A 19,162-nucleotide genomic window follows, 5' to 3' on the forward strand; every position below is an offset into this window, starting at 1 on the left:
GCAGGTCGCCCCAGTCCTCAACAAGCCGCCACCGGACATCCGGTGGCGGCTTTTTTGTGCGCCTACCGCTTTAATCGGTTTAAGAGTCGATCTCGCTTGCATTTCATCTTTACGGAATTTTCCCCCCTCCTATGCCGTCAATCCGCCAGCACTTTTCAGTGCCGGACCGATTCTTCGCGGCCGTGGTTAAAAATTAATCTCCCCGCCTCATAACGTCCCCGAGGTGGGTATTTACATGGCAATTGAGAACATCGGTTTAGTCGCCGTCACTGAGCACGCAGCCAAGAAGGTTGCGGTCAAGCACGGCGGCAAGATCAAGGCGGTAGCGGGTACCAAGTACCTGCTGCAGGTGGACGGCAGCGATGTCGCGCCGGAGAACGTCACCGTCAAGCGTGACGGCAAGGACCTGGAAGTCTTCTTCGAGGGCAGCAAAGAGCCTGATCTGACTATCCAGAATTTCTTCGCCGAGGGCATGGACAGCCAGCTCTACGGCGTGGCCGAAGACGGTCAGCTGTACGCCTACGTCCGCACTGACGGCGACCGTCACCATCAAGGAAACCGGCGAAGTCCTGACCACCACCGCCGACGCCAGCGGCAACTGGTCGGTGACCCCGACCAAGCCGCTGCCCGAAGGCCCGATCCATGTCGACGCCACGGCGACCGACGCGGCCGGCAACACCAGCCAGCCGGGCACGCTGGACCTGACCATCGACACCACCGCGCCGGATTACTCCAAGCTCGCCATCACCGGCGTGCTGGACAACGTGGGCGACATCACTGGCAACGTCAAGAATGGCGGCGAGACCGATGACACCCACCCGGTCATCAGCGGCACCGGCACCGCCGGGGATATCGTCACCGTCTACACCAAGGACAGCACCGGTAACCACGTGATCGGCAGCGCCACCGTCGGCGCCGACGGCACCTGGTCGCTCAAGCCTGAGCTGCCGCTGGTCTCCGGCCTCAACGCGCTGACCGCGGTGGAAACCGACCCGGCCGGCAACGCCACCGTGCCGAGCGCGCCGTACAACGTCACCGTGGACGTGGGGGCGCCCGCGGCGCCGGCCATCGTCAGCGTGTATGACGACGTCGGCCCGTATGTCGGCTTCCTGCAGAAGGGCGCCGTCACCGACGACAACCAGCCGACCTTCAGCGGCACCGCGCAGCCGGGCAGCACCGTGAAGCTGTACGACAGCAACGGCCTGGTGATCGGCAGCGGCGCCACCGATGCCTCCGGTAACTGGACCATCACCACCGACAAGCTGGCCGACGGCCTGCACAACATCACCGCCACGGCCACCAACAGCGTCGGCACCGAGAGCGCCCATACCGGCATCTGGCCGTTGACCGTCGATACCGGCGCGCCGGCCAACACCACGCTGGTCATCACCGATGATGTCGGCCCGGTCACCGGCCCGCTGCACAACGGCGACACCACCGACGACAACCAGCCGACCTTCAGCGGCCAGGCCGAGCCGGGTGGCAAGGTCATCGTGTATGACGATGGCAAGCAGATTGGCGAAGCCGATGTCGATCCCTCGGGCAACTGGGAATTCACCCCGACCACCCCGCTGGTCGACGGCCCGCACGACTTCAGCACCGAAGTGCTGGACCCGGCCGGCAACAGCTCCGGCCAGGGCAACCCGACGCACATCACCATCGATACCTCGGGCGTCATCGTCAGCATCACCCATGTGATTGACGACGTCGGCAGCATCACCGGCGACATCGCCCTGCACGGCGTGACCGACGACACCCGTCCGGACATCGTGGGCACCGGCAAGGTCGGCGCCATCGTCACCATCAAGGATGGCGACACCGTGCTGGGCAGCACCACCGTCGACGCCAGCGGCAACTGGAGCTTCACGCCGTCCAGCGACCTGGCCGAAGGCAAGCACAGCATCATTGCCACGGCCGTGGACCTGACCGGTAGCACCGGCTCGTCCAGCGTGTTCGACTTCACCGTGGACACCACCGCGCCGGCCAAACCGACCATCGACCAGGTGTACGACGACGTCGGCAGCATCCAGGGGCCGATCCCCAATGGCGGCGTGACCGACGACTCGACCCCGACTCTCTCGGGCAAGGCCGAGCCGGGTTCCACCGTGGCCGTCTATGACAATGGCGAGAAACTCGGCAGCGTCACCGCCGACCCGTCGGGCAACTGGGAGTTCACCCCGACCACGCCGATCAGCGAAGGCCCGCACGCGTTCACCGTCGATGCGACCGACAAGGCCGGCAACACCAGCCCGACCTCCGATCCGTTCAGCATCACCACCGACTACACCGCGCCAACCGCCCCGGTGATCACCGGTGTGCTGGACAGCGTGGGCGAAGTCACCGGTAACGTCAGCAACGGCGACCAGACCGACGACTCGCGCCCGGTGATCAGCGGTACCGGCACTGCCGGCGACCTGATCGTCGTCTCCACCACCGACAGCACCGGCACCCACGTTCTGGGCAGCACCACCGTGGCTGCCGATGGCACCTGGAAGCTGCAACCGAGCACACCGCTGGTGTCCGGCTCCAACGCCTTCACCGCGGTGGAAACCGACCCGGCCGGCAACACGTCCGTCCCGAGCAACACCTACAGCATCGACCTGATCAGCACCCCGCCGGCCGCGCCGGTCATCGTCAGCGTGCTCGATGACGTCGGCCCGTACACCGGCTTCCTGCAGAAGGGCGACGTCACCGACGACAACCAGCCGACCTTCAGCGGCACCGCTCAGCCGGGCAGCGTGGTCAAGCTGTACGACACTGACAACACGTTGATCGGTAGCGGCACCACCGACGCCAAGGGCGTGTGGACCATCACCACCGACCCGCTGGCCGACGGCCTGCACAACGTCACCGCCACCGCGACCAACAGCATTGGCCAGGTCAGCGCACCGACCGGCATCTGGCCGTTCACCGTCGACACCACGGCGCCGGCCAACACCACGCTGGTCATCACCGATGACGTCGGCCCGGTTACCGGCCCGCTGCACAACGGCGACACCACCGACGACAACCAGCCGACCTTCAGCGGCCAGGCCGAGCCGGGTGGCAAGGTCATCGTCTACGACAACGGCCAGCCGATCGGCTCGGCGGCAGTCGACCCGTCGGGCAACTGGGAATTCACCCCCACCACCCCGCTGGTCGACGGTCCGCACGACTTCAGCACCGAAGTGCTGGACCCGGCGGGCAACAGCTCCGGCCAGGGCAGCCCGACGCACATCATCATCGATACCTCGGGTGTGATCGTCAGCATCACCCATGTGATTGATGACGTCGGCAGCATCACCGGCGACATCGCCCTGCACGGCGTGACCGACGACGCCCGTCCGGACATCGTCGGCACCGGCAAGGCCGGCGCCATCGTCACCATCAAGGATGGCGACACCGTGCTGGGCAGCACCACCATCGACGCCAAGGGCAACTGGAGCTTCACCCCGTCCAGCGACCTGGCCGAAGGCCTGCACAACATCACTGCCACGGCCGTCGACCTGACCGGGAACACCGGCTCGTCCAGCGTGTTCGACTTCACCGTCGACACCACCGCGCCGGCCAAGCCGACCATTGACCAGGTGTACGACGACGTCGGCGACATCCAGGGCCCGATCCCCAACGGCGGCGTGACCGACGACTCCAACCCGACCCTGTCGGGCAAGGCCGAGCCGGGCTCCACCGTCACCGTGTACGACAACGGCCAACCGCTGGGCAGCGTCACCGCCGACCATTACAAGCAGGTGGGCGTCGGTGTGCGCGGCTCGGTGGTGGCTCACCCCGGCGGCATCAACTTCAGCCAGAACCAGGGCGAGACGCTGGCGGTGCTGGAAGCCAAGGGGGCCGAAGGGGCGACGATCAACTCCAACGTCGGCGCCAAGGTTGCCGGCAACGGCTACGCCGTGGTCGGTGGCCTGACCCCTTACCGCCAGAACAGCGTCGAGATCGACCCCAAGGGCACCTCCAAGGACGTCGAACTGCAGGTCACCTCGCAGACGGTGGCGCCGCGCTATGGCTCCGTCGTGATGCTCAAGTACCCCACGGTCAGTGGCGCTCCGGTATTGATGACCGTGACGCGTGACGATGGCCAGGGCATCCCGCTGGGCGCCGAGGTGCTCGATACCAAGGGCAACAGCCTGTCGATGGTGGGCCAGGGCAGTCGCATTTTCCTGCGCGGCCTGGAGCCCAAGGGTGAACTGCTGGTCAAGTGGGGCGAAGGCTCCGGCCAGCGCTGCCAGATCAACTATCAACTGCCGGAAAACAGCAACAAGGACGCGCCGTTCCTGAAGGCGGATGCGACTTGCCATGCCGTGCTGGGTACCCCCCAGGTCGCGCAGAGATGATGAGGGATTTCACGATGACCTTTCTAATCGATGGTGCTCTGATCCAGCGGGTCTGGAATCGCATGTCGAAGCTGCTTGCCGTTCCGTTTTGTCTTGGCCTGCTGGCGCTGATATCGCCAACTGCCAACGCCGACAGCTGCAGTGCGTCGATAGCCATGCCTTACATGCAGACGTTGGCCCAGATGATGGTGCCGTCGAATCTGCCGGTGGGGAGCACCATCCCCAATAGCACCTACAGTTTCACTCTGTCAGGCGCCTGTACTCCAAAAGGCACGTATATCTACTCCGGTGCACCCATCATCTCGTGTTACTACGGCAGCGGCACCGAGGTCATGAGTGGCGTGTATTCCACTGGCCTGGCAGGGGTGGGTATTCGCCTGCGCAACTCCCAAGGCCAGCCGATGGTGAATGCCTCTGGGCAGTATTGCGATACCCGCAACGCCGGCCTGGGTACGCTGGATGCCAACCTCAAGTATTCATTCAGCGTAACGGTCGAGTTCGTCAAGACCGGTGCCATTACCGGTGGATCGATTGCTTCGGCACAGACGTGGTTCGGCTTTGGCGTATACAACGGCCCGGGCCTGGGCGGGGCAGGGAAGAACTACATTGGCTTCAACGGCAATGTCGTTGTTCGAAACCTGACCTGCACCGTCACCAACCCGACCAATGTCTCGCTGGCCTCGGTGAAGCTCAGGGACATCCCGAACGTCGGCGATACCGCCAATCCCACTCCGTTCGCCTTGGGTTTGCGCTGTGACAATACCGTCGTGGTCGGCGTTACGTTCGATGCAACGGGGGGGACGCCGATTAAAAGTGCTGCCAACGGCGTGTTTGGTTCCCAGAATGAGGGCACCTCCGGCGTTGCCACCGGCGTGGGCGTGCAATTGGTATCCGCCAGCACCAATACGCCGGTGCCCTTGCAGCAGCGCATTGCCCTGGGTTCGCTTGCCGCCAACACCCAGGCGACCTATCCCTATCAGTTCCGTTACTACCGGCATTCGGCGACCGGCACCCCCGGGAAGGTCAACGGCACCATGGTGCTGACGTTCGATTACCAATGAACACCGACGCGAGCCTGCCGCAAGCGGGTTCGCGACGCACTGAAACGGGCGCCTGGGCGCCCGTTTTCCATTTCAGCGCCCGCAACGGGGCAAGTCTGAAAGATTCACGGGGCCAGCCACGGATGACGGTTCGTATCGGCCCATCAACGCGCGCGTGAGGAGAAAGGTCCCATCGGGGGCCTTTTTTCGTATTGGGGCAGGGAAGCGGCGGGGCGGATCAACATTCCCCCGGTGCCTGCACGTCCGCGGGTATGGACGGGGCACCGAGGCCAGGCGGCTTGGGCCGCTACACGAGGGGAATGGAAATCGACCTTGTCTTGTGGACAAGGTCGGACTCCTACCCTGCGAGGGGTACCTGACAAGTCTCCCGCAGGGCGGGGAGCGCGCCAACGATAGAAGCTGGCTACTGGCCGGTCAATCGGAAACGACAAACGCGCGTTCGCAAATGTCCGATATTCGAACTGAAAGGTCCTACCGCCCGGCATTTTCGTTAGCCGGCTATCGGAGATGTCTATACTGTTTCTGGATATGTCCGCGAAAAACTCCGCCTTTGGAGTCAGACGTGAACAGGGGACGGTAGAGGGATTTCCGTCCAACGAGACGGGAAGCTGCCGTACCGACGAGACAATCCACGACAAGAGAATCCCCATGAACACACCTGCCGCACCGCAGTATTCCGACCACGAACGCCGCTCACGCATCCTTGCCATCGTGGGCGCCTCGTCGGGCAACCTGGTGGAGTGGTTCGACTTCTACGTCTACGCCTTCACTGCCCTGTATTTCGCCCACGCCTTCTTCCCCTCGGACGACCCGACGGTACAACTGCTCAACACCGCCGGGGTGTTCGCCGCGGGCTTCTTGATGCGCCCCATCGGCGGCTGGCTGTTCGGCCGCATCGCCGACAAGAAGGGCCGCAAGACCGCGATGATGATCTCGGTACTGATGATGTGCGGCGGCTCGCTGGCGATTGCGGTGATGCCGACCTACGCCAGCATCGGCGTCGCGGCGCCCGCGCTGCTGCTGATCGCGCGGCTGTTCCAGGGCCTCTCGGTGGGCGGCGAATACGGCACCAGCGCGACCTACATGAGCGAAGTGGCGCTCAAGGGCCAGCGCGGCTTCTTCGCCTCGTTCCAGTACGTGACCCTGATCGGTGGCCAGTTGCTGGCGGTGCTGGTGGTAGTGATCCTGCAGCAGCTGCTGACCACCGACGAGCTGAAGGAGTGGGGCTGGCGGATTCCCTTTGTGGTGGGCGCCATCACCGCGGTGATCGCCTTCTACCTGCGCCGCTCGCTCAACGAAACGGCCAAGGAATCCAACCTCAAGCGCAAGGAGTCGGGCACCCTCACCGAGCTGTTCAGGCACCACAAGCGCGCGTTCTTCACCGTGCTCGGCTTCACCGCCGGCGGCTCGCTGATCTTCTACACCTTCACCACCTACATGCAGAAATACCTGGTGAACACCGCCGGGATGGACCCCAAGGTGGCCAGCGGCGTGATGACCTTCGCGCTGTTCTGCTACATGTGCATGCAGCCGCTGTTCGGCGCGCTGTCCGACCGCATCGGGCGCAAGACCTCGATGCTCTGGTTCGGCGCCCTGGGCATGATCTTCACCTGGCCGATCCTCTCCGCGCTCAAGGCGGTGAGCAGCCCCTACCTGGCGTTCGTGCTGATCATCGCAGCGATGGCCATCGTCAGCCTGTACACCTCCATCAGCGGCCTGATCAAGGCGGAGATGTTCCCGCCGGAAATCCGTGCCCTGGGCGTGGGCTTGTCCTACGCGGTGGGTAACGCGATCTTCGGCGGCTCGGCCGAATACGCCGCGCTGGGCCTCAAGAGCATGGGCATGGAAGAGGTGTTCTACATCTACGTCTCGGTCATGTGCGGCGTGGCGCTGCTGGTCTGCCTGCTGCTGCCGGACCTGCGCAAGGTCAGCTACCTCAACGACGAGGACTGACCCGCGCGATTCGTCAGTCGGTGCCGCGGCCACGCAGCGCGTGGTCGGGCAGCGACAGGGCGATCAGCAAGGCCAGGGCGCCGAAGCCTGCGTTGATCAGGAACAGGTGCCCGAACACCCCGTCCAGCGTGAGCCGCTGCGCCTCGTGGCCGGCTCCGCTGAGGCTGGCCAGCAACGCGCTGGCGGACAGACCATGCCCCGCCTCGCCCGCCAACGGCTGCAGCATCGCCAGCAGCAGCGCGGACATCAGCGCGATCCCCACGGCGCCGCCCAGCGAGCGGAACAGCGTGATGTTGCTGGTCGCCACCCCCAGGTGCCGCGTCTCCACTGCGCTCTGCGCCGCCACCAGGCTGGTGGGGAACTGCGTGCCGGCGGCGATGCCCGTCAGCAGCATGCAAACGCCGGAGAGAACGAACGCGCTCGGCGGCGTCAGCGCCAGGCCGGCAATCGCCAGCGGCATCAGCAGCGCGCCGCCGACGATCTGCGGCTTGTAGCGGCCGATGATCGCCGTGAGCCGGCCGCAGCAATAGGCGCCGATCGGCACGCCCATGGCCAGCGGCAGAAGGTGCAGCGCCGCGCTGTCCGCGCCCGCGCCGGTCACCGACTGGAAGCGCAGCGGCACCAGCACCGACAGCGAGATGACCTGGAAGCTGGCGAAGAAGCTGATCAGCCAGCTCAGCGTGGCGGCGCGAATACCGAACAGGTGCATCGGCACCAGTGGCTCCGGCGCGCGGCGTTCCTGCAGCACGAACAGGGCGATCAGCACCAGCGCGGCGGCGAACAGCGCAAGCATCTGCGGGTCGTTCCAGCGCGCACCCTGGCCGACCTCGGTGATCGCCAGCAGCAGGCTGCCCAGGCCGGCGATCATCAGCATCGTGCCGAGGTAGTCGATCACCGGCTTGCGCCCCGGCACCGGCAGGCCGCGCAGGGTCCGGCGCGACACCGCCAGGGCGACCAGGCCCACCGGCAGGTTGATCAGGAAGACCCAGCGCCACGACAGGTACTCGGTGAGCAGCCCGCCCAGCACCGGGCCGGCGATGCTCGCCACCGCGTACATGCTGCTGAAGTAGCCCTGGTAGCGCCCGCGCTCACGCGGCGGGACGATGTCGCCGATGATCGCCTGGCTCACCGACATCATGCCGCCAGCGCCGATGCCTTGCAGGACACGGGCGATCACCAGCTGCTCCATGCTCTGGGCAGCGCCGCAGAGCAGCGAGGCGACGGTGAACAGGCCGATGGCGAACAGCATCAGCACGCGGCGGCCGTAGAGGTCGCCGAGCTTGCCGTAGATCGGCATGGAGATGGTCATCGCCACCATGTAGCCGGAGATGACCCAGGCGAGCAGGTCGAAATCGCCGAAGCCTGCGGAGATCGCCGGCAGGGACACGGCGACGATGGTCTGGTCGAGCGCGCCGAGGAAAATCGCCAGCATCAGCCCCACCAGCACGGTGCGGACCGCCGGACGCGGCGCGGAGAAGTTAGTCAAGACAGCCCCCCTTGGACGGCAGAGGTCCTCCGGTCGGAATGCCCGCGGAGGGCCCCACAGTGTAGTGCAATGAAGGGGCGAGCGGTCACGCCGGCGACATCGTTACCGGTCTGTGAAGGCTCTATCTCAGGGTTGGCAACGATGTACAGCGGATCGACTGCTACGCTTGCGTAGCGAACTATGTTTCTGCGCGGGTGGTCTTCCGTCGACATGGCGGGGACGGGCCGCCGCGCATTCTTTTGGAACGCTTCGCGCCGGTTGCGCTCCACTGCAAAGGTATCGGCAGGTCAACCGCTGCGGTCGGAGCCCGATAGATTTTCGCGGGCCAGGCCATAGGCGAAGACTATGGAGTCGCTGGTCTATAGTTCTTCAGCCCTGTGACCAGGAGGTTTGCATGAAAGCCAATCTGCCCTCTGAGTTGCTGTCCCTGCAGTTGCCGCTGCGCATTCGCATCGGCGAGGCCCAGGCGTTCGACCTCGGCCCGGACCCGCAGGTAACTCTCGTCGTTCGCGACCCTACGCTGCTGACCGAAATCACCCACCCCAGCCTCGATATGCTCGGTCGTGCCTACGTCGAGAAGCGCATGGACATCGAGGGGCCGATCGGTGAGGTGATCGCCACCGCCGACGCCTTGAGTGCCGCCCTGGGCGATGACGACGGCACTACCGACTACGTGCGCGAAAGCCACGACAAGGCCACCGACGCCGAAGCCATCCATTACCACTACGACCTGTCCAACGCGTTCTACCAGCTCTGGCTCGACCCGGAGATGGTGTACTCCTGCGCCTACTACGAAACCGGCACCGAGGACCTGGCCACCGCCCAGGTGGCCAAGCTGCGCCACCTGTGCCGCAAGCTGCGGCTGCAGCCGGGCGAGAAGCTGCTCGACGTCGGCTGCGGCTGGGGCGGCCTGGCGCGCCTGGCGGCGCGGGAGTTCGGCGTGCAGGTGCACGGCATCACCCTCAGCGAGGAGCAGCTCAAGCTCGGCCGTGAGCGCGTCAAGGACGACGGCCTGGAAGGCAAGGTGACCCTGGAACTGCTGGACTACCGCGACCTGCCGCGCGACGGCCGCTACGACAAGGTGGTCAGCGTCGGCATGTTCGAGCACGTCGGCCACGCCAACCTGGGCCTGTACTTCCAGCACCTGTATGACGCGGTGCGCCCGGGCGGCCTGGTGATGAACCACGGCATCACCTCCAGCGATACGGAAGGGCGGCCGGTCGGCCGTGGCGCCGGGGACTTCATCGACCGCTACGTGTTCCCCCACGGCGAGCTGCCGCACCTGTCCCTGGCGGTGGCGCGCATGAGCGAGGCGGGGCTGGAAGTGGTCGACGTCGAAGGCCTGCGCCTGCACTACGCGCGCACCCTGGACTTCTGGAGCGCCAACCTCGAAGCGAAGCTGGCCGAGGCGGCGAAGCTGGTGCCCGAGCAGGCCCTGCGCATCTGGCGCCTGTACCTGGCCGGCTGTGCCTACGGCTTCAAGAAGGGCTGGATCAACCTGCACCAGATCCTCGCCAGCAAGCCACACGCCGACGGCGGTCATGAAGTGCCGTGGAGCCGCCGGGACATCTACGCCTGAGCCGCCGCACGCCACGCCATCGGGCCCGGTTCGCCGGGCCCGCTGCGTTCGGTGTGCGACCAAAGATGATGTCGAAATGCTTGCATTGAAGGCGGGCAGAGGATAAACCGTCGCCTTCTTTTGGCTTGTCCCTGCAAATCATGGTGTCTTTGGTGTCTGAACTGTCCCTCGTCGAACTCACGCCGGCCCAGGCGCCGTGGCCGCTTCTGCTGCTGGCCGATCCGAGCCGCGCACAGATCGAGCGCTACCTGCCGCAGTCCCGCCTGCTGGCGCTCAGTGACGGTGAGGCGGTGCGCGGCGTGCTGGTGCTGACCGCGCGCAGCTGGGGCGTCGTCGAAATCACCAACCTCGCGGTGGACGAGGCATGGCAAGGCCGTGGCCTGGGGCGTCGCCTGCTGGCGGCGGCCATCGACACCGCGCGCGCCCTCGGCGCGCTGCGGCTGGACATCGCCACCGGCAATTCCAGCCTGGCGCAGCTCGGGCTGTACCAGCGCATGGGCTTTCGCCTGGCCAGCATCGAGCACGATTACTTCGCGCTGAACTACCCCGAACCCATCATCGAAAACGGCATCCGCTGCCGCGACCGCGTGCGCCTGGATATGGTGCTTTAAGCGCGGCGCCAGCGGCTGACCGCCACCGCGTCGTGGGCATGCAGGCTTTCGGCATGCACCACACGCACCTCGAAGCCCGCCACCGCCTCGTGCTGCACCAGGGCGCGATGCAGCCGGCGCGCGGCGTCCTCGCAGAACATCAGGTTCTGCCCGTTGGCCAGGGCGAAGGCCTGCTCGTCGGCGCGCTTCACGGCGGTCTGCACGGCGGTGCCGAGGGCATCTTCGGCCTGGTCGATCAGCTCGCGGAAGGCGAATGCCTGGGCCGCCGCCTCCAGGTCCAGATGCAGCCGCGCCTCGCTGCGCTGGCTGTGCGGCGTGGCGACGATGCCCTGCGGGCTGCCGAGCCAGGCGCGGACTTCGCTCGCGTTGAGTGGGCGGCCGGCGAAGTCGGCGTCGAAGCGCTCCTGGATCAGCTGCCGCGCCAGCGCCGCCGAACAGGGGCAGGTGGACGAATAGGGCAGGCTCAGGCGCAACGCCAGTTGCAGCTCGTCGTCCTGCAGGTGCGCGTGGATCTCGCAGGGGTAGCGCTTCCAGCCGCTGAGCGGGCTGACCAGCGCGGGGCGCCGCAGCAGCAGTTCGAAACGCAGTGTCAGGCTGGCGCTCCGGGAAAGTTGCGCGTGGCTCCTGAGGAAGTGTCTGAGCACCTCGCGCAGCAGGTGCGGTGACAGTTCCGCCTCGGCCAGCGCCTCCAGCGCCAGGTACAGCCGCGACATGTGGATGCCGCGCGCGTCGGCCTCGTCGAGGCTGACCCCGGCGTCGGCGAAGGCGGCGACACGCTCGCCAGCAATCAGCAGCGGTAGGGCGATGCCTTGCATGCCCACCCAGTCGAGCGGAATGGGCAGGCGGGTGGATTGGCAGGCGATGTCGGGCAGCAGGGCAGTCATGGGCGGGTCACGGTCGGCAATTGTTATAATATAACGTATTTGCTTCCGAACGATCCCGCAATGGCTTGGCAGTGCGTTCAGCGCTCCTGCTGCTTGCACCCGCTTACCCGACCGCAGGTCAGTCGCCCGCTGTCACCGGTGGAGCTGCTGAAGCGGCTGATATTGGTCCAGCCGATGCCACGGCTGGTGCCCACCCACACCTGGCCGTCGCTGGCCACGCCGCTGAAGAAGGTCAGGCTGCCGTAGCGCGTGCCGGTCTGCGCCCAGCGCCGTCCGCTGCTCGCCTCGACACCGCGCAGGTAGGTGTCGTGACCCTGGGTGGCGACGCTGTAGAGATTGCCCGAATCGTCCATGCAGGCCAGCACCGTTGCCGACCAGGCGCAACGCGCCGGCTCCTCGCCGGGGAAAGGCAGCGGCGCGGAACCGCTGGCATGGGCGAAGGGCGCGAACAGGCAGAGCAGCAGGGAACGGCGCAGCATCGAAGGTCTCGGCAGGCGGGCGGTGCAGAACATCGGTATCGCACGTCGCAAGGGCGCTGTCGACGCCATTGCGAAGTACGCATTGTTATAATATAACATAAGAGATCACTCCCTTCCCGGAGACGGTCATGACCGAACAGGAACTGCTCGCCCAGCCCGGCGAGGCCTACATGAGCGAGGCGCAACAGGCGTATTTCCGTGCGCTGCTGCTGGACCAGCGCGACCAGCTGCAAGGCCGCATCGACGAGGAATTCCGGGCGTTGCAGGACAGCGAGCGGGCCAGCGATGACGCCGATGTCGCCAGCCGCGAGGAGTCGCGGCAATGGCAATTGCGCCTGCTGGAGCGCGAGAAGAAGTTGCTCGACAAGATCGACCAGGCGCTGGAGCGCCTGGCCCGGGGCGATTACGGCTGGTGCGCGGAGACCGGCGAACCGATCGGCCTGCGCCGCCTGCTGCTGCGCCCCACCGCCTCGTTGTGCATCGAGGCCAAGGAGCGCCAGGAACGGCGCGAACTGCACGTCCGCGAAGCCTGACTACCTGGAGCCCCCGTGAACAAGCCCCTCCCCGTCACTGTCCTGTCCGGCTTCCTCGGCGCCGGCAAGAGCACGCTGCTCAACCATGTGCTGAAGAACCGCGAGGATCTCAAGGTCGCGGTCATCGTCAACGACATGAGCGAAATCAACATCGACGGCCGCGAGGTGCAGCAGGGCGTCAGTCTCAATCGCGGCCAGGAACGCCTGGTGGAAATGAGCAACGGCTGCATCTGCTGCACCTTGCGTGAGGATTTGCTGGAAGAGGTCAGCCGCCTCGCCAGCGAAGGCCGCTTCGACTACCTGCTGATCGAGTCCACCGGCATCTCCGAACCGCTGCCGGTGGCCGAGACCTTCACCTTCCGCGACGAGCAGGGGCGCAGCCTGTCGGACCTGGCGCGGCTGGACACGCTGGTCACGGTGGTGGACGGGCTGAACTTCCTTGCCGACTACCAGGGCGCCGACAGCCTCGCCGAACGCGGCGAATCCCTCGGCGAGGACGACGAGCGCTCGCTCAGCGACCTGCTGGTGGAGCAGGTGGAGTTCGCCGACGTCATCCTGGTGAGCAAGATCGACCTCATCGGCAGCGCCGAGCGTGACGAACTGCTGGCGATCCTGCGCCGCCTCAACCCCGACGCCGATATCCAGCCCATGGTCATGGGCCAGGTGCCGCTGGCGACCCTCCTCGACACCGGCCGCTTCGACTTCCAGCGCGCCGAACGGGCGCCCGGCTGGCTCAAGGAGCTGCGCGGCGAGCACCTGCCGGAGACCGAAGCCTATGGCATCGCCTCCAGCGTCTATCGCGCGCGCCGGCCGTTCCACCCGCAGCGCTTCCATGACTTCCTCGCCCAGCCCTGGAGCAATGGCCGGCTGCTGCGTTCCAAGGGCTTCTTCTGGCTCGCCAGCCGTTACCGCGAGGCGGGCAGCTGGTCCCAGGCCGGCGGACTGATGCGCCATGGCCTGGCCGGGCGCTGGTGGCGCTTCGTCCCGCGCGAGCACTGGCCGCAGGACACCACCGAGCTGCAAGGCGTGCTGCGCCACTGGCACGAGGACAGCGGCGACTGCCGCCAGGAGTTGGTCTTCATCGGCCAGAACCTCGATTTCCGCCGGCTGTTCGCGGAACTCGACGATTGCCTGCTGGATGACGAGGAACTGGCCGCCGGCACGACCGCGTGGAAGCGCCTGCCCGACCCGTTCGAGCCGTGGGAGAGCCAGGCGTGATGCTCATCTGAATTCGCCGACACCTACTCCGGACCAGACCTCCGCGTAGGAGCGGACTCCGTCCGCGATAGTCATGCCTCCGCACGGAGGCTGACCCATGAGCAGACCCAAAGAGGTTTCCTGGCAAGAAGGGCATCAAGCCTTGCGCAAAGGCCGAGCCTCCATTCCCGGCGGAATCTATCTGTTGACCGCGACGACGCGCGAGAGGAAGCCGCTGTTCTCGGATTTTTACATGGGTTGTTGCGTTGCACGCTGCTTCGAGACGGGGCTTGCTCTGGGAGCAAACGAATTGCTGGCGTGGGTGCTGATGCCCGATCACGCGCATTGGTTGCTGCAGCTCGCCAGTGGCGAGTCCCTGCACACCAGCGTGGGGCGGCTCAAGGCCGTCAGCGCCCGTTGCCTCAATGAGCATCACGGAAGACGAGGAGCGTTATGGGCTGCGGGTTATCACGATCACGCATTGCGCAATGAGGTGGAAGTTTTACCCACCGCGCGTTACATCGTTGCTAACCCGATACGCGCGGGGTTGGTCAGGCGGGTTGGGGATTATCCCTTCTGGAGCGCGAAGTGGCTGTGAGCGATCGCGGACGGAGTCCGCTCCTACGCACCGTATAACTCCGAAGTGCAGGCAAAAAAATGGGCCACCCCGAGAGAGCGGCCCGATTCACCAAGATCACGTCCGGCGTGGGGTGCCGGGAGGGTGTGAGGTACCCGTTGACAGTAAGCCCGAGCCGTGTGACAGGGCGATGACCGTCACTCGCCCTTGCGCCAGTGGCCGTTGCTCTGGCTCTCGCAGAACGGCTGGAGGATGCGCGCGTCGCTCGCCACGCCGTAGTAGTGGATGTCCTGGCGGTAGGGCACGCCCTGGGTCTGGGCGTTCTCGCAGACGCCGAAGGCGCCGCTGGGGCAGTTCTCGGCGTAGGTCACCTCGACCTTCTGGTCCTTGAGCTGCGGCTGGCAGAAGCCCTCGCGGAAGAGTTTTTCCGGGATGCTGCGGTTCTGCTGGCAGACTTTCACGTCGACGTCCTTGCCCTGGGTGTGCACCACGCAGGCCTCGCCGTGGGCGAGCAGGGGCAGGCAGGCGAGGGCAAGAGGCATGAGCAGGCGCATGGTCGATCCGGGGTGGCGTGACGAAGCGGCGACTCTAGCGCTTTTCCCGGCGAGCGTCAGGCGGCACCATGGGCGAATGTTGAAGCAGATCCCGACTCATCTCATCGCCGGCCCCCTCGGGGCGGGCAAGACCAGCCTGCTGCAGGCCCTGCTGGCGCAACGTCCGGCGGGCGAGCGCTGGGCCGTGCTGGTCAACGAATTCGGCCAGGTCGGCCTGGACGCCGCGCTGCTGTCCCGCGACGACGACGGCATCGCCCTGGGCGAAGTCGCCGGCGGCTGCCTGTGCTGCGTGAACGGTGCGCCATTTCAGGTCGGTCTCGGCCGCCTGCTGCGCAAGGCCCGGCCGCAGCGGGTGTTCATCGAGCCCTCCGGCCTGGGCCACCCCGCACAGTTGCTGGCGCAACTGCGCGCGGCGCCCTGGCAGGGTGTGTTGGCCGTTCAGCCGTTACTGATGGTGCTCGACGCCGCCGCGCTGGCCGCCGGGCAACCGCTGCCCGAGGCGCAGCGTCTGGCGCTGGGGGAGGCGGCCGTGTTGCTGATGAACAAGTCCGAGGGGCTGGACGACGAAGCGCGTGCGGCCCTGGCGGCGCAGTTGCCGGCGCTGCCGCTGCGCTGGACCAGCCAGGGCCATCTCTCGCTGGACGAGCTGCCGCAGACCCCTGTCGAGGCGGCCGGCGCTGATTTGCCGCAGGGCGCTGCGACCGGCGAAGCGGCGATGCTGTTGCGCCGCGAGGCGCCGTTGCGCCAGGTGCGCGTCGAGGACGGCCGACAGGCGGTCGGCTGGCGCTTCCACCGCGACTGGCGCTTCCGCACCGCGGCGCTGGACGCCTGGCTGGCGGGGCTTGCTGGCGTGCTGCGGGCCAAGGCCGTGGTGCACGGGGAGGAGGGTTGGTTGGCCTGCAACCGCACCGCCGGTCCGGCGCCCTGGACGCCCAGCGCCTGGCGCAAGGACAGCCGGATCGAGCTGATCCTCGCGGCTGAAGACGATCCGCAGGCCCTGCAAGACGGCCTGTTGCGGTGCGCCATCGCCCCTATCTGACAGAGAAGGTTGCCCTCCCGGACTGAGTGAATGATAATAATTATCAGAAGATATTGCTTCGTGAACTCTTCCCGCAGGCTTTCTCATGTCGTTACCCCAACCGCGCAAAGCGGCGGACGCAGGTCCTGCCGTGGACGCTGAGGATCCGCTGTTCACGTCCGCCTCGGCGGATGACGGCGCCCATTTGCCCAGCGTGAACGCCCAGCGCGCCAATGAGGCCACCCTGCGACTGGTCAGCTGCGCGGGGCCCCGCCGCGACGAGGAAGTGGTTCCCGAAGAGGTCCTGATCCCTTACGCCGCGCCGGTCGAAGGCGTGGACGACGGCGAGCAGCCGCCGCCTTCCGGTGGCTGGTGGAAGTCCTCGGGCCTGGCGATTGCCCTGCACGTGGCCATCGTCGCCGCGCTGGTCTGGGTGATGCCCACGCCCGCCGAGCTGAATCTGGGGGCGGGCGAGATGCCCAAGGCCATGCAGGTCAGCGTGGTCACCCTGCCGCCCAAGCCCGAGGTGCAGCAACCGCCGGCCGCTGCGCCGACGCCACCACCGCCGGAGCCGGAGCCGCCCAAACCCGTCGAGCCGCCCAAGCCGGTGGAAAAGCCCAAGCCCAAACCCAAGCCGGTCGAGAAGGCCGTGCCTAAGGTTTCGCCCAAGCCCAAGCCGAAACCCAAGCCCGAGCCGGACCCGGCACCCGCCGAGGAGGCCGCCGCGCCGCCGACCCCGGCCGCACCGCCGCCGCCCGCCGCGCCGACCGTCGGTCAGTTCACCCAGGGCGCCCAGGCCGCGCCCACCGGTTCGCAAGGCCCCGCCGGCCTGCCCACCGGCAGCCTGAACGACAGCGACATCAAGCCGCTGCGCATGGACCCGCCGGTCTACCCGCGCATGGCGCTCAACCGTGGCATCGAGGGCCGGGTGAAGGTGCTGTTCACCATCACCAGCGACGGCCGCATCGCCGACATCCAGGTGCTGGAATCCACACCGCCGCGGATGTTCGACAACGCCGTGCGCGACGCCATGGACAAGTGGCGCTTCGAGCCGCGCGTCAGCGGCGGCCGGATCGTTGCCCGCCAGGCGACCAAGGTGTTCTTCTTCAAGCTCGAAGGGCGTCGCTGACGGCCATGCGAGCTCCACGAAAAACGCGCCCCAGGGCGCGTTTTTGTTTCCGGCGGAATGCTTTCGTAGGAGCGAGCTTGCTCGCGAACCGGCCGTGCAGCGGAGTCGCCGAAGAATCCGTTCGCGAGCAAGCTCGCTCCTACAGGTGACTCGTCAGCTCCCGGCGCAGCAGCTCCAGCGCTTCCCGCGCCCCGCCCACGGCGATTTTCGCCGGCACCGCGAGCATCAGGTTCAGCGGCAGGCCGAAGCTTTCTATCTGGTTGCCGTCGCGATCGCGGCCCGGTTCCTCGCCCAGCCACTCGCACGGCAGGCGCTCGGCACAGCTGCCGCCTTCGTCGATGTAGCCGAACAGCGGCTTGCCCAGCGCGGCGGCGTAGCCCAGTTCGAAGGCCGTGCCGCTGTCCGGCTCGGCGCCGCGGAAGGGGTTGAGGTTGGCCAGCACGGCGTCGGCCTGGCGGATCAGCTCGAGGTTGGCCTGGTAGATCCAGCGCGCCTGCGCCGCCGGCTCGAGGATGCCCACGGGCACCGAATGGTCCAGCGGGTACAGCCCCTGCACGCCGAACTCGGCGCACAGGGCCTTGAGCCGCTCGCCCTGCTCGAAGGCATCGGGGCGGAACACGTCGGGGCCGGCGAGGTACAGCTTGAGCATGGTCAGAGTCCCATGAACGACAGCATCAGGAAGGTGGCGAACAGCACGAAGTGGGTCATGCCCTCGATGGCGTTGGTCTTGCCGTCGTGCAGGTTGTAGCCGGCGACCATCAGGGTGATGAACATCATGCCGGTCTGCAGCGGGGTCATCGCCATCTGGATCGGCTGGCCCTTGAACAGCGCCAGCGCCTCGATCACCGGCACGGTGAGGATCACCGTGGACAGCGACGCGCCCAGGGCGATGTTGACCACCGGCTGCATGCGGTTGGCCATGGCCGCGCGCAGGGCGGTGAGGATCTCCGGGCTGGCAGAGATCGCCGCCACCAGCAGCGCCGGCACGATGGGCGGCACGCCGCTGCCTTCCAGGCCGACGTCCAGCGCCTTGGACATCACCTCGGCCAGGGCGCCGATCAGCACCACACCGACCACCAGCAGGCCCATGGACTGCTTGCTGTTGCCCGCCGCCTCGTGGCCTTCGGCGTGCTCGCCGTGGCCCGCGTAGTTGTAGCTGAAGAAGTAGCTGTGCTGGCCGGTCTGCATGCGCAGGAACAGCGCGTAGAGCATGACCATGCAGCCGATGGTGAAGAAGGAGTAGAGCTTCCACTGCTCGGCCGGGATCAGCTCCGGCACCACCATGGAGATGCCCACGGCGGTGAGGATCATGGTTACGTAGGTCTTGCCGGAGTCGTCGTTGTACGACTGCTCGCCGTGCTTGAGGCCGCCCAGCAGCGCCGCCAGGCCGAGGATGCCGTTCATGTCGAGCATCACCGCGGCGTAGATGGTGTCGCGCGCCAGGGTCGGGGAATGGTTGTGGCCCATCATGATCGCCAGGATCACCACCTCCACCAGCACCGCCGCCAGGGTCAGGATCATCGTGCCGTAGGGCTCGCCGACCTTTTCCGCGAGGACCTCGGCGTGGTGCGCCACGCGCAGCGAGACGCCGATGATCACCGCCAGCAGGGCGGTGGCGGTGATCCCCGCGAGCAGTTTGCCGCCACCGAGCAGGCTGTGCTCCAGCGGATAGACCGCGACGGCCACCAGCAGGGCGAGGAGGAGGAATTTTTCGTCTTTGAGCGCGCGCAGCATCGAGGGGATGTCCATTCCGTAAGTGAGCGAGTGCGCCAT

The 19,162-nt window shown here is 66.6% G+C and carries 17 protein-coding genes; 10 read left to right on the top strand and 7 right to left on the bottom strand.

The window, feature by feature from the left end; all coding sequences use genetic code 11:
* Positions 1 to 256: 256 nt before the first annotated feature.
* Positions 257 to 619, bottom strand: coding sequence for a hypothetical protein (locus tag N0B71_RS09290; protein WP_259758477.1), 363 nt, complete (start codon positions 617 to 619; stop codon positions 257 to 259).
* Between N0B71_RS09290 and N0B71_RS09295 the strand changes: the two genes are divergently transcribed.
* From N0B71_RS09295 to N0B71_RS09305, 3 genes are all read left to right on the top strand, one after another.
* The gene (locus N0B71_RS09295; RefSeq protein WP_311197248.1) at positions 549 to 4,328 is read left to right on the top strand and encodes an Ig-like domain-containing protein; all 3,780 of its coding nucleotides are present in this window, start codon (positions 549 to 551) and stop codon (positions 4,326 to 4,328) included. The two genes, N0B71_RS09290 and N0B71_RS09295, sit on opposite strands and share 71 nt — an antisense overlap.
* 14 nt (positions 4,329 to 4,342) lie before the next feature.
* Entirely contained in the window at positions 4,343 to 5,389 is a 1,047-nt protein-coding gene (locus N0B71_RS09300) for a fimbrial protein (RefSeq protein WP_259758478.1), read from the top strand.
* 648 nt (positions 5,390 to 6,037) lie between these two features.
* Complete coding sequence (locus N0B71_RS09305) at positions 6,038 to 7,342, top strand: MFS family transporter (RefSeq protein ID WP_259758479.1); 1,305 nt, start codon at positions 6,038 to 6,040, stop codon at positions 7,340 to 7,342.
* A gap of 13 nt (positions 7,343 to 7,355) precedes the next feature.
* On the opposite strand, the gene N0B71_RS09310 is transcribed toward N0B71_RS09305, so the two are convergent.
* A complete protein-coding gene (locus N0B71_RS09310) occupies positions 7,356 to 8,774 on the bottom strand; it encodes an MDR family MFS transporter (RefSeq protein ID WP_442964675.1) in 1,419 nt (472 codons plus the stop codon).
* 448 nt (positions 8,775 to 9,222) lie between these two features.
* On the opposite strand from N0B71_RS09310, the gene cfaB reads away from it, so the two are divergent.
* Together cfaB and N0B71_RS09320 are read left to right on the top strand one after the other, a co-directional pair.
* Positions 9,223 to 10,407 (top strand): C17 cyclopropane fatty acid synthase CfaB, encoded by a 1,185-nt coding sequence (gene cfaB, locus N0B71_RS09315; RefSeq protein ID WP_259758481.1) that lies wholly within the window; start codon positions 9,223 to 9,225, stop codon positions 10,405 to 10,407.
* Positions 10,408 to 10,559: 152 nt separating this feature from the next.
* A complete protein-coding gene (locus N0B71_RS09320; protein ID WP_259758482.1) occupies positions 10,560 to 11,018 on the top strand; it encodes a GNAT family N-acetyltransferase in 459 nt (152 codons plus the stop codon).
* Here N0B71_RS09320 and folE2 read toward each other — a convergent pair.
* Both folE2 and N0B71_RS09330 read right to left on the bottom strand, forming a co-directional pair.
* Entirely contained in the window at positions 11,015 to 11,902 is an 888-nt protein-coding gene (folE2, locus tag N0B71_RS09325; RefSeq protein WP_259758483.1) for a GTP cyclohydrolase FolE2, read from the bottom strand. The two genes, N0B71_RS09320 and folE2, sit on opposite strands and share 4 nt — an antisense overlap.
* Positions 11,903 to 11,979: 77 nt before the next feature.
* The gene (locus tag N0B71_RS09330; protein ID WP_442964653.1) at positions 11,980 to 12,432 is read right to left on the bottom strand and encodes a hypothetical protein; all 453 of its coding nucleotides are present in this window, start codon (positions 12,430 to 12,432) and stop codon (positions 11,980 to 11,982) included.
* Between the two features lie 77 nt (positions 12,433 to 12,509).
* Here N0B71_RS09330 and dksA point away from each other — a divergent pair, with 77 nt between their 5' ends.
* The 3 genes from dksA (at position 12,510) to N0B71_RS09345 (ending at position 14,709) form a co-directional block, all read left to right on the top strand.
* Positions 12,510 to 12,914: an RNA polymerase-binding protein DksA gene (dksA, locus tag N0B71_RS09335; protein WP_259758485.1), complete on the top strand. Its 405-nt coding sequence runs from the start codon at positions 12,510 to 12,512 to the stop codon at positions 12,912 to 12,914.
* A 15-nt stretch (positions 12,915 to 12,929) separates the two neighbouring features.
* The gene (zigA, locus tag N0B71_RS09340; RefSeq protein ID WP_259758487.1) at positions 12,930 to 14,132 is read left to right on the top strand and encodes a zinc metallochaperone GTPase ZigA; all 1,203 of its coding nucleotides are present in this window, start codon (positions 12,930 to 12,932) and stop codon (positions 14,130 to 14,132) included.
* Between the two features lie 97 nt (positions 14,133 to 14,229).
* Positions 14,230 to 14,709, top strand: coding sequence for an REP-associated tyrosine transposase (locus N0B71_RS09345; protein ID WP_259758488.1), 480 nt, complete (start codon positions 14,230 to 14,232; stop codon positions 14,707 to 14,709).
* A gap of 176 nt (positions 14,710 to 14,885) precedes the next feature.
* Here N0B71_RS09345 and N0B71_RS09350 read toward each other — a convergent pair whose 3' ends face one another.
* The gene (locus N0B71_RS09350; RefSeq protein WP_259758490.1) at positions 14,886 to 15,242 is read right to left on the bottom strand and encodes an NADH:ubiquinone oxidoreductase; all 357 of its coding nucleotides are present in this window, start codon (positions 15,240 to 15,242) and stop codon (positions 14,886 to 14,888) included.
* Between the two features lie 76 nt (positions 15,243 to 15,318).
* Between N0B71_RS09350 and N0B71_RS09355 the strand changes: the two genes are divergently transcribed.
* Positions 15,319 to 16,281, top strand: a complete 963-nt coding sequence (locus N0B71_RS09355) for a CobW family GTP-binding protein (protein WP_259758492.1) — start codon at positions 15,319 to 15,321, stop codon at positions 16,279 to 16,281.
* Between the two features lie 85 nt (positions 16,282 to 16,366).
* Positions 16,367 to 17,389, top strand: a complete 1,023-nt coding sequence (locus N0B71_RS09360) for an energy transducer TonB (RefSeq protein ID WP_259758493.1) — start codon at positions 16,367 to 16,369, stop codon at positions 17,387 to 17,389.
* 139 nt (positions 17,390 to 17,528) lie between these two features.
* Here the strand turns inward: N0B71_RS09360 and N0B71_RS09365 are convergent, their stop codons facing one another.
* Both N0B71_RS09365 and N0B71_RS09370 read right to left on the bottom strand, forming a co-directional pair.
* The gene (locus tag N0B71_RS09365; RefSeq protein ID WP_259758494.1) at positions 17,529 to 18,038 is read right to left on the bottom strand and encodes a nucleoside 2-deoxyribosyltransferase; all 510 of its coding nucleotides are present in this window, start codon (positions 18,036 to 18,038) and stop codon (positions 17,529 to 17,531) included.
* A gap of 2 nt (positions 18,039 to 18,040) precedes the next feature.
* A complete protein-coding gene (locus tag N0B71_RS09370) occupies positions 18,041 to 19,123 on the bottom strand; it encodes a calcium:proton antiporter (RefSeq protein WP_259758495.1) in 1,083 nt (360 codons plus the stop codon).
* Positions 19,124 to 19,162 lie beyond the last annotated feature (39 nt).

This window comes from Pseudomonas sp. GCEP-101, from assembly GCF_025133575.1.
In the GTDB taxonomy this organism is placed as follows: domain Bacteria; phylum Pseudomonadota; class Gammaproteobacteria; order Pseudomonadales; family Pseudomonadaceae; genus Pseudomonas; species Pseudomonas nitroreducens_B.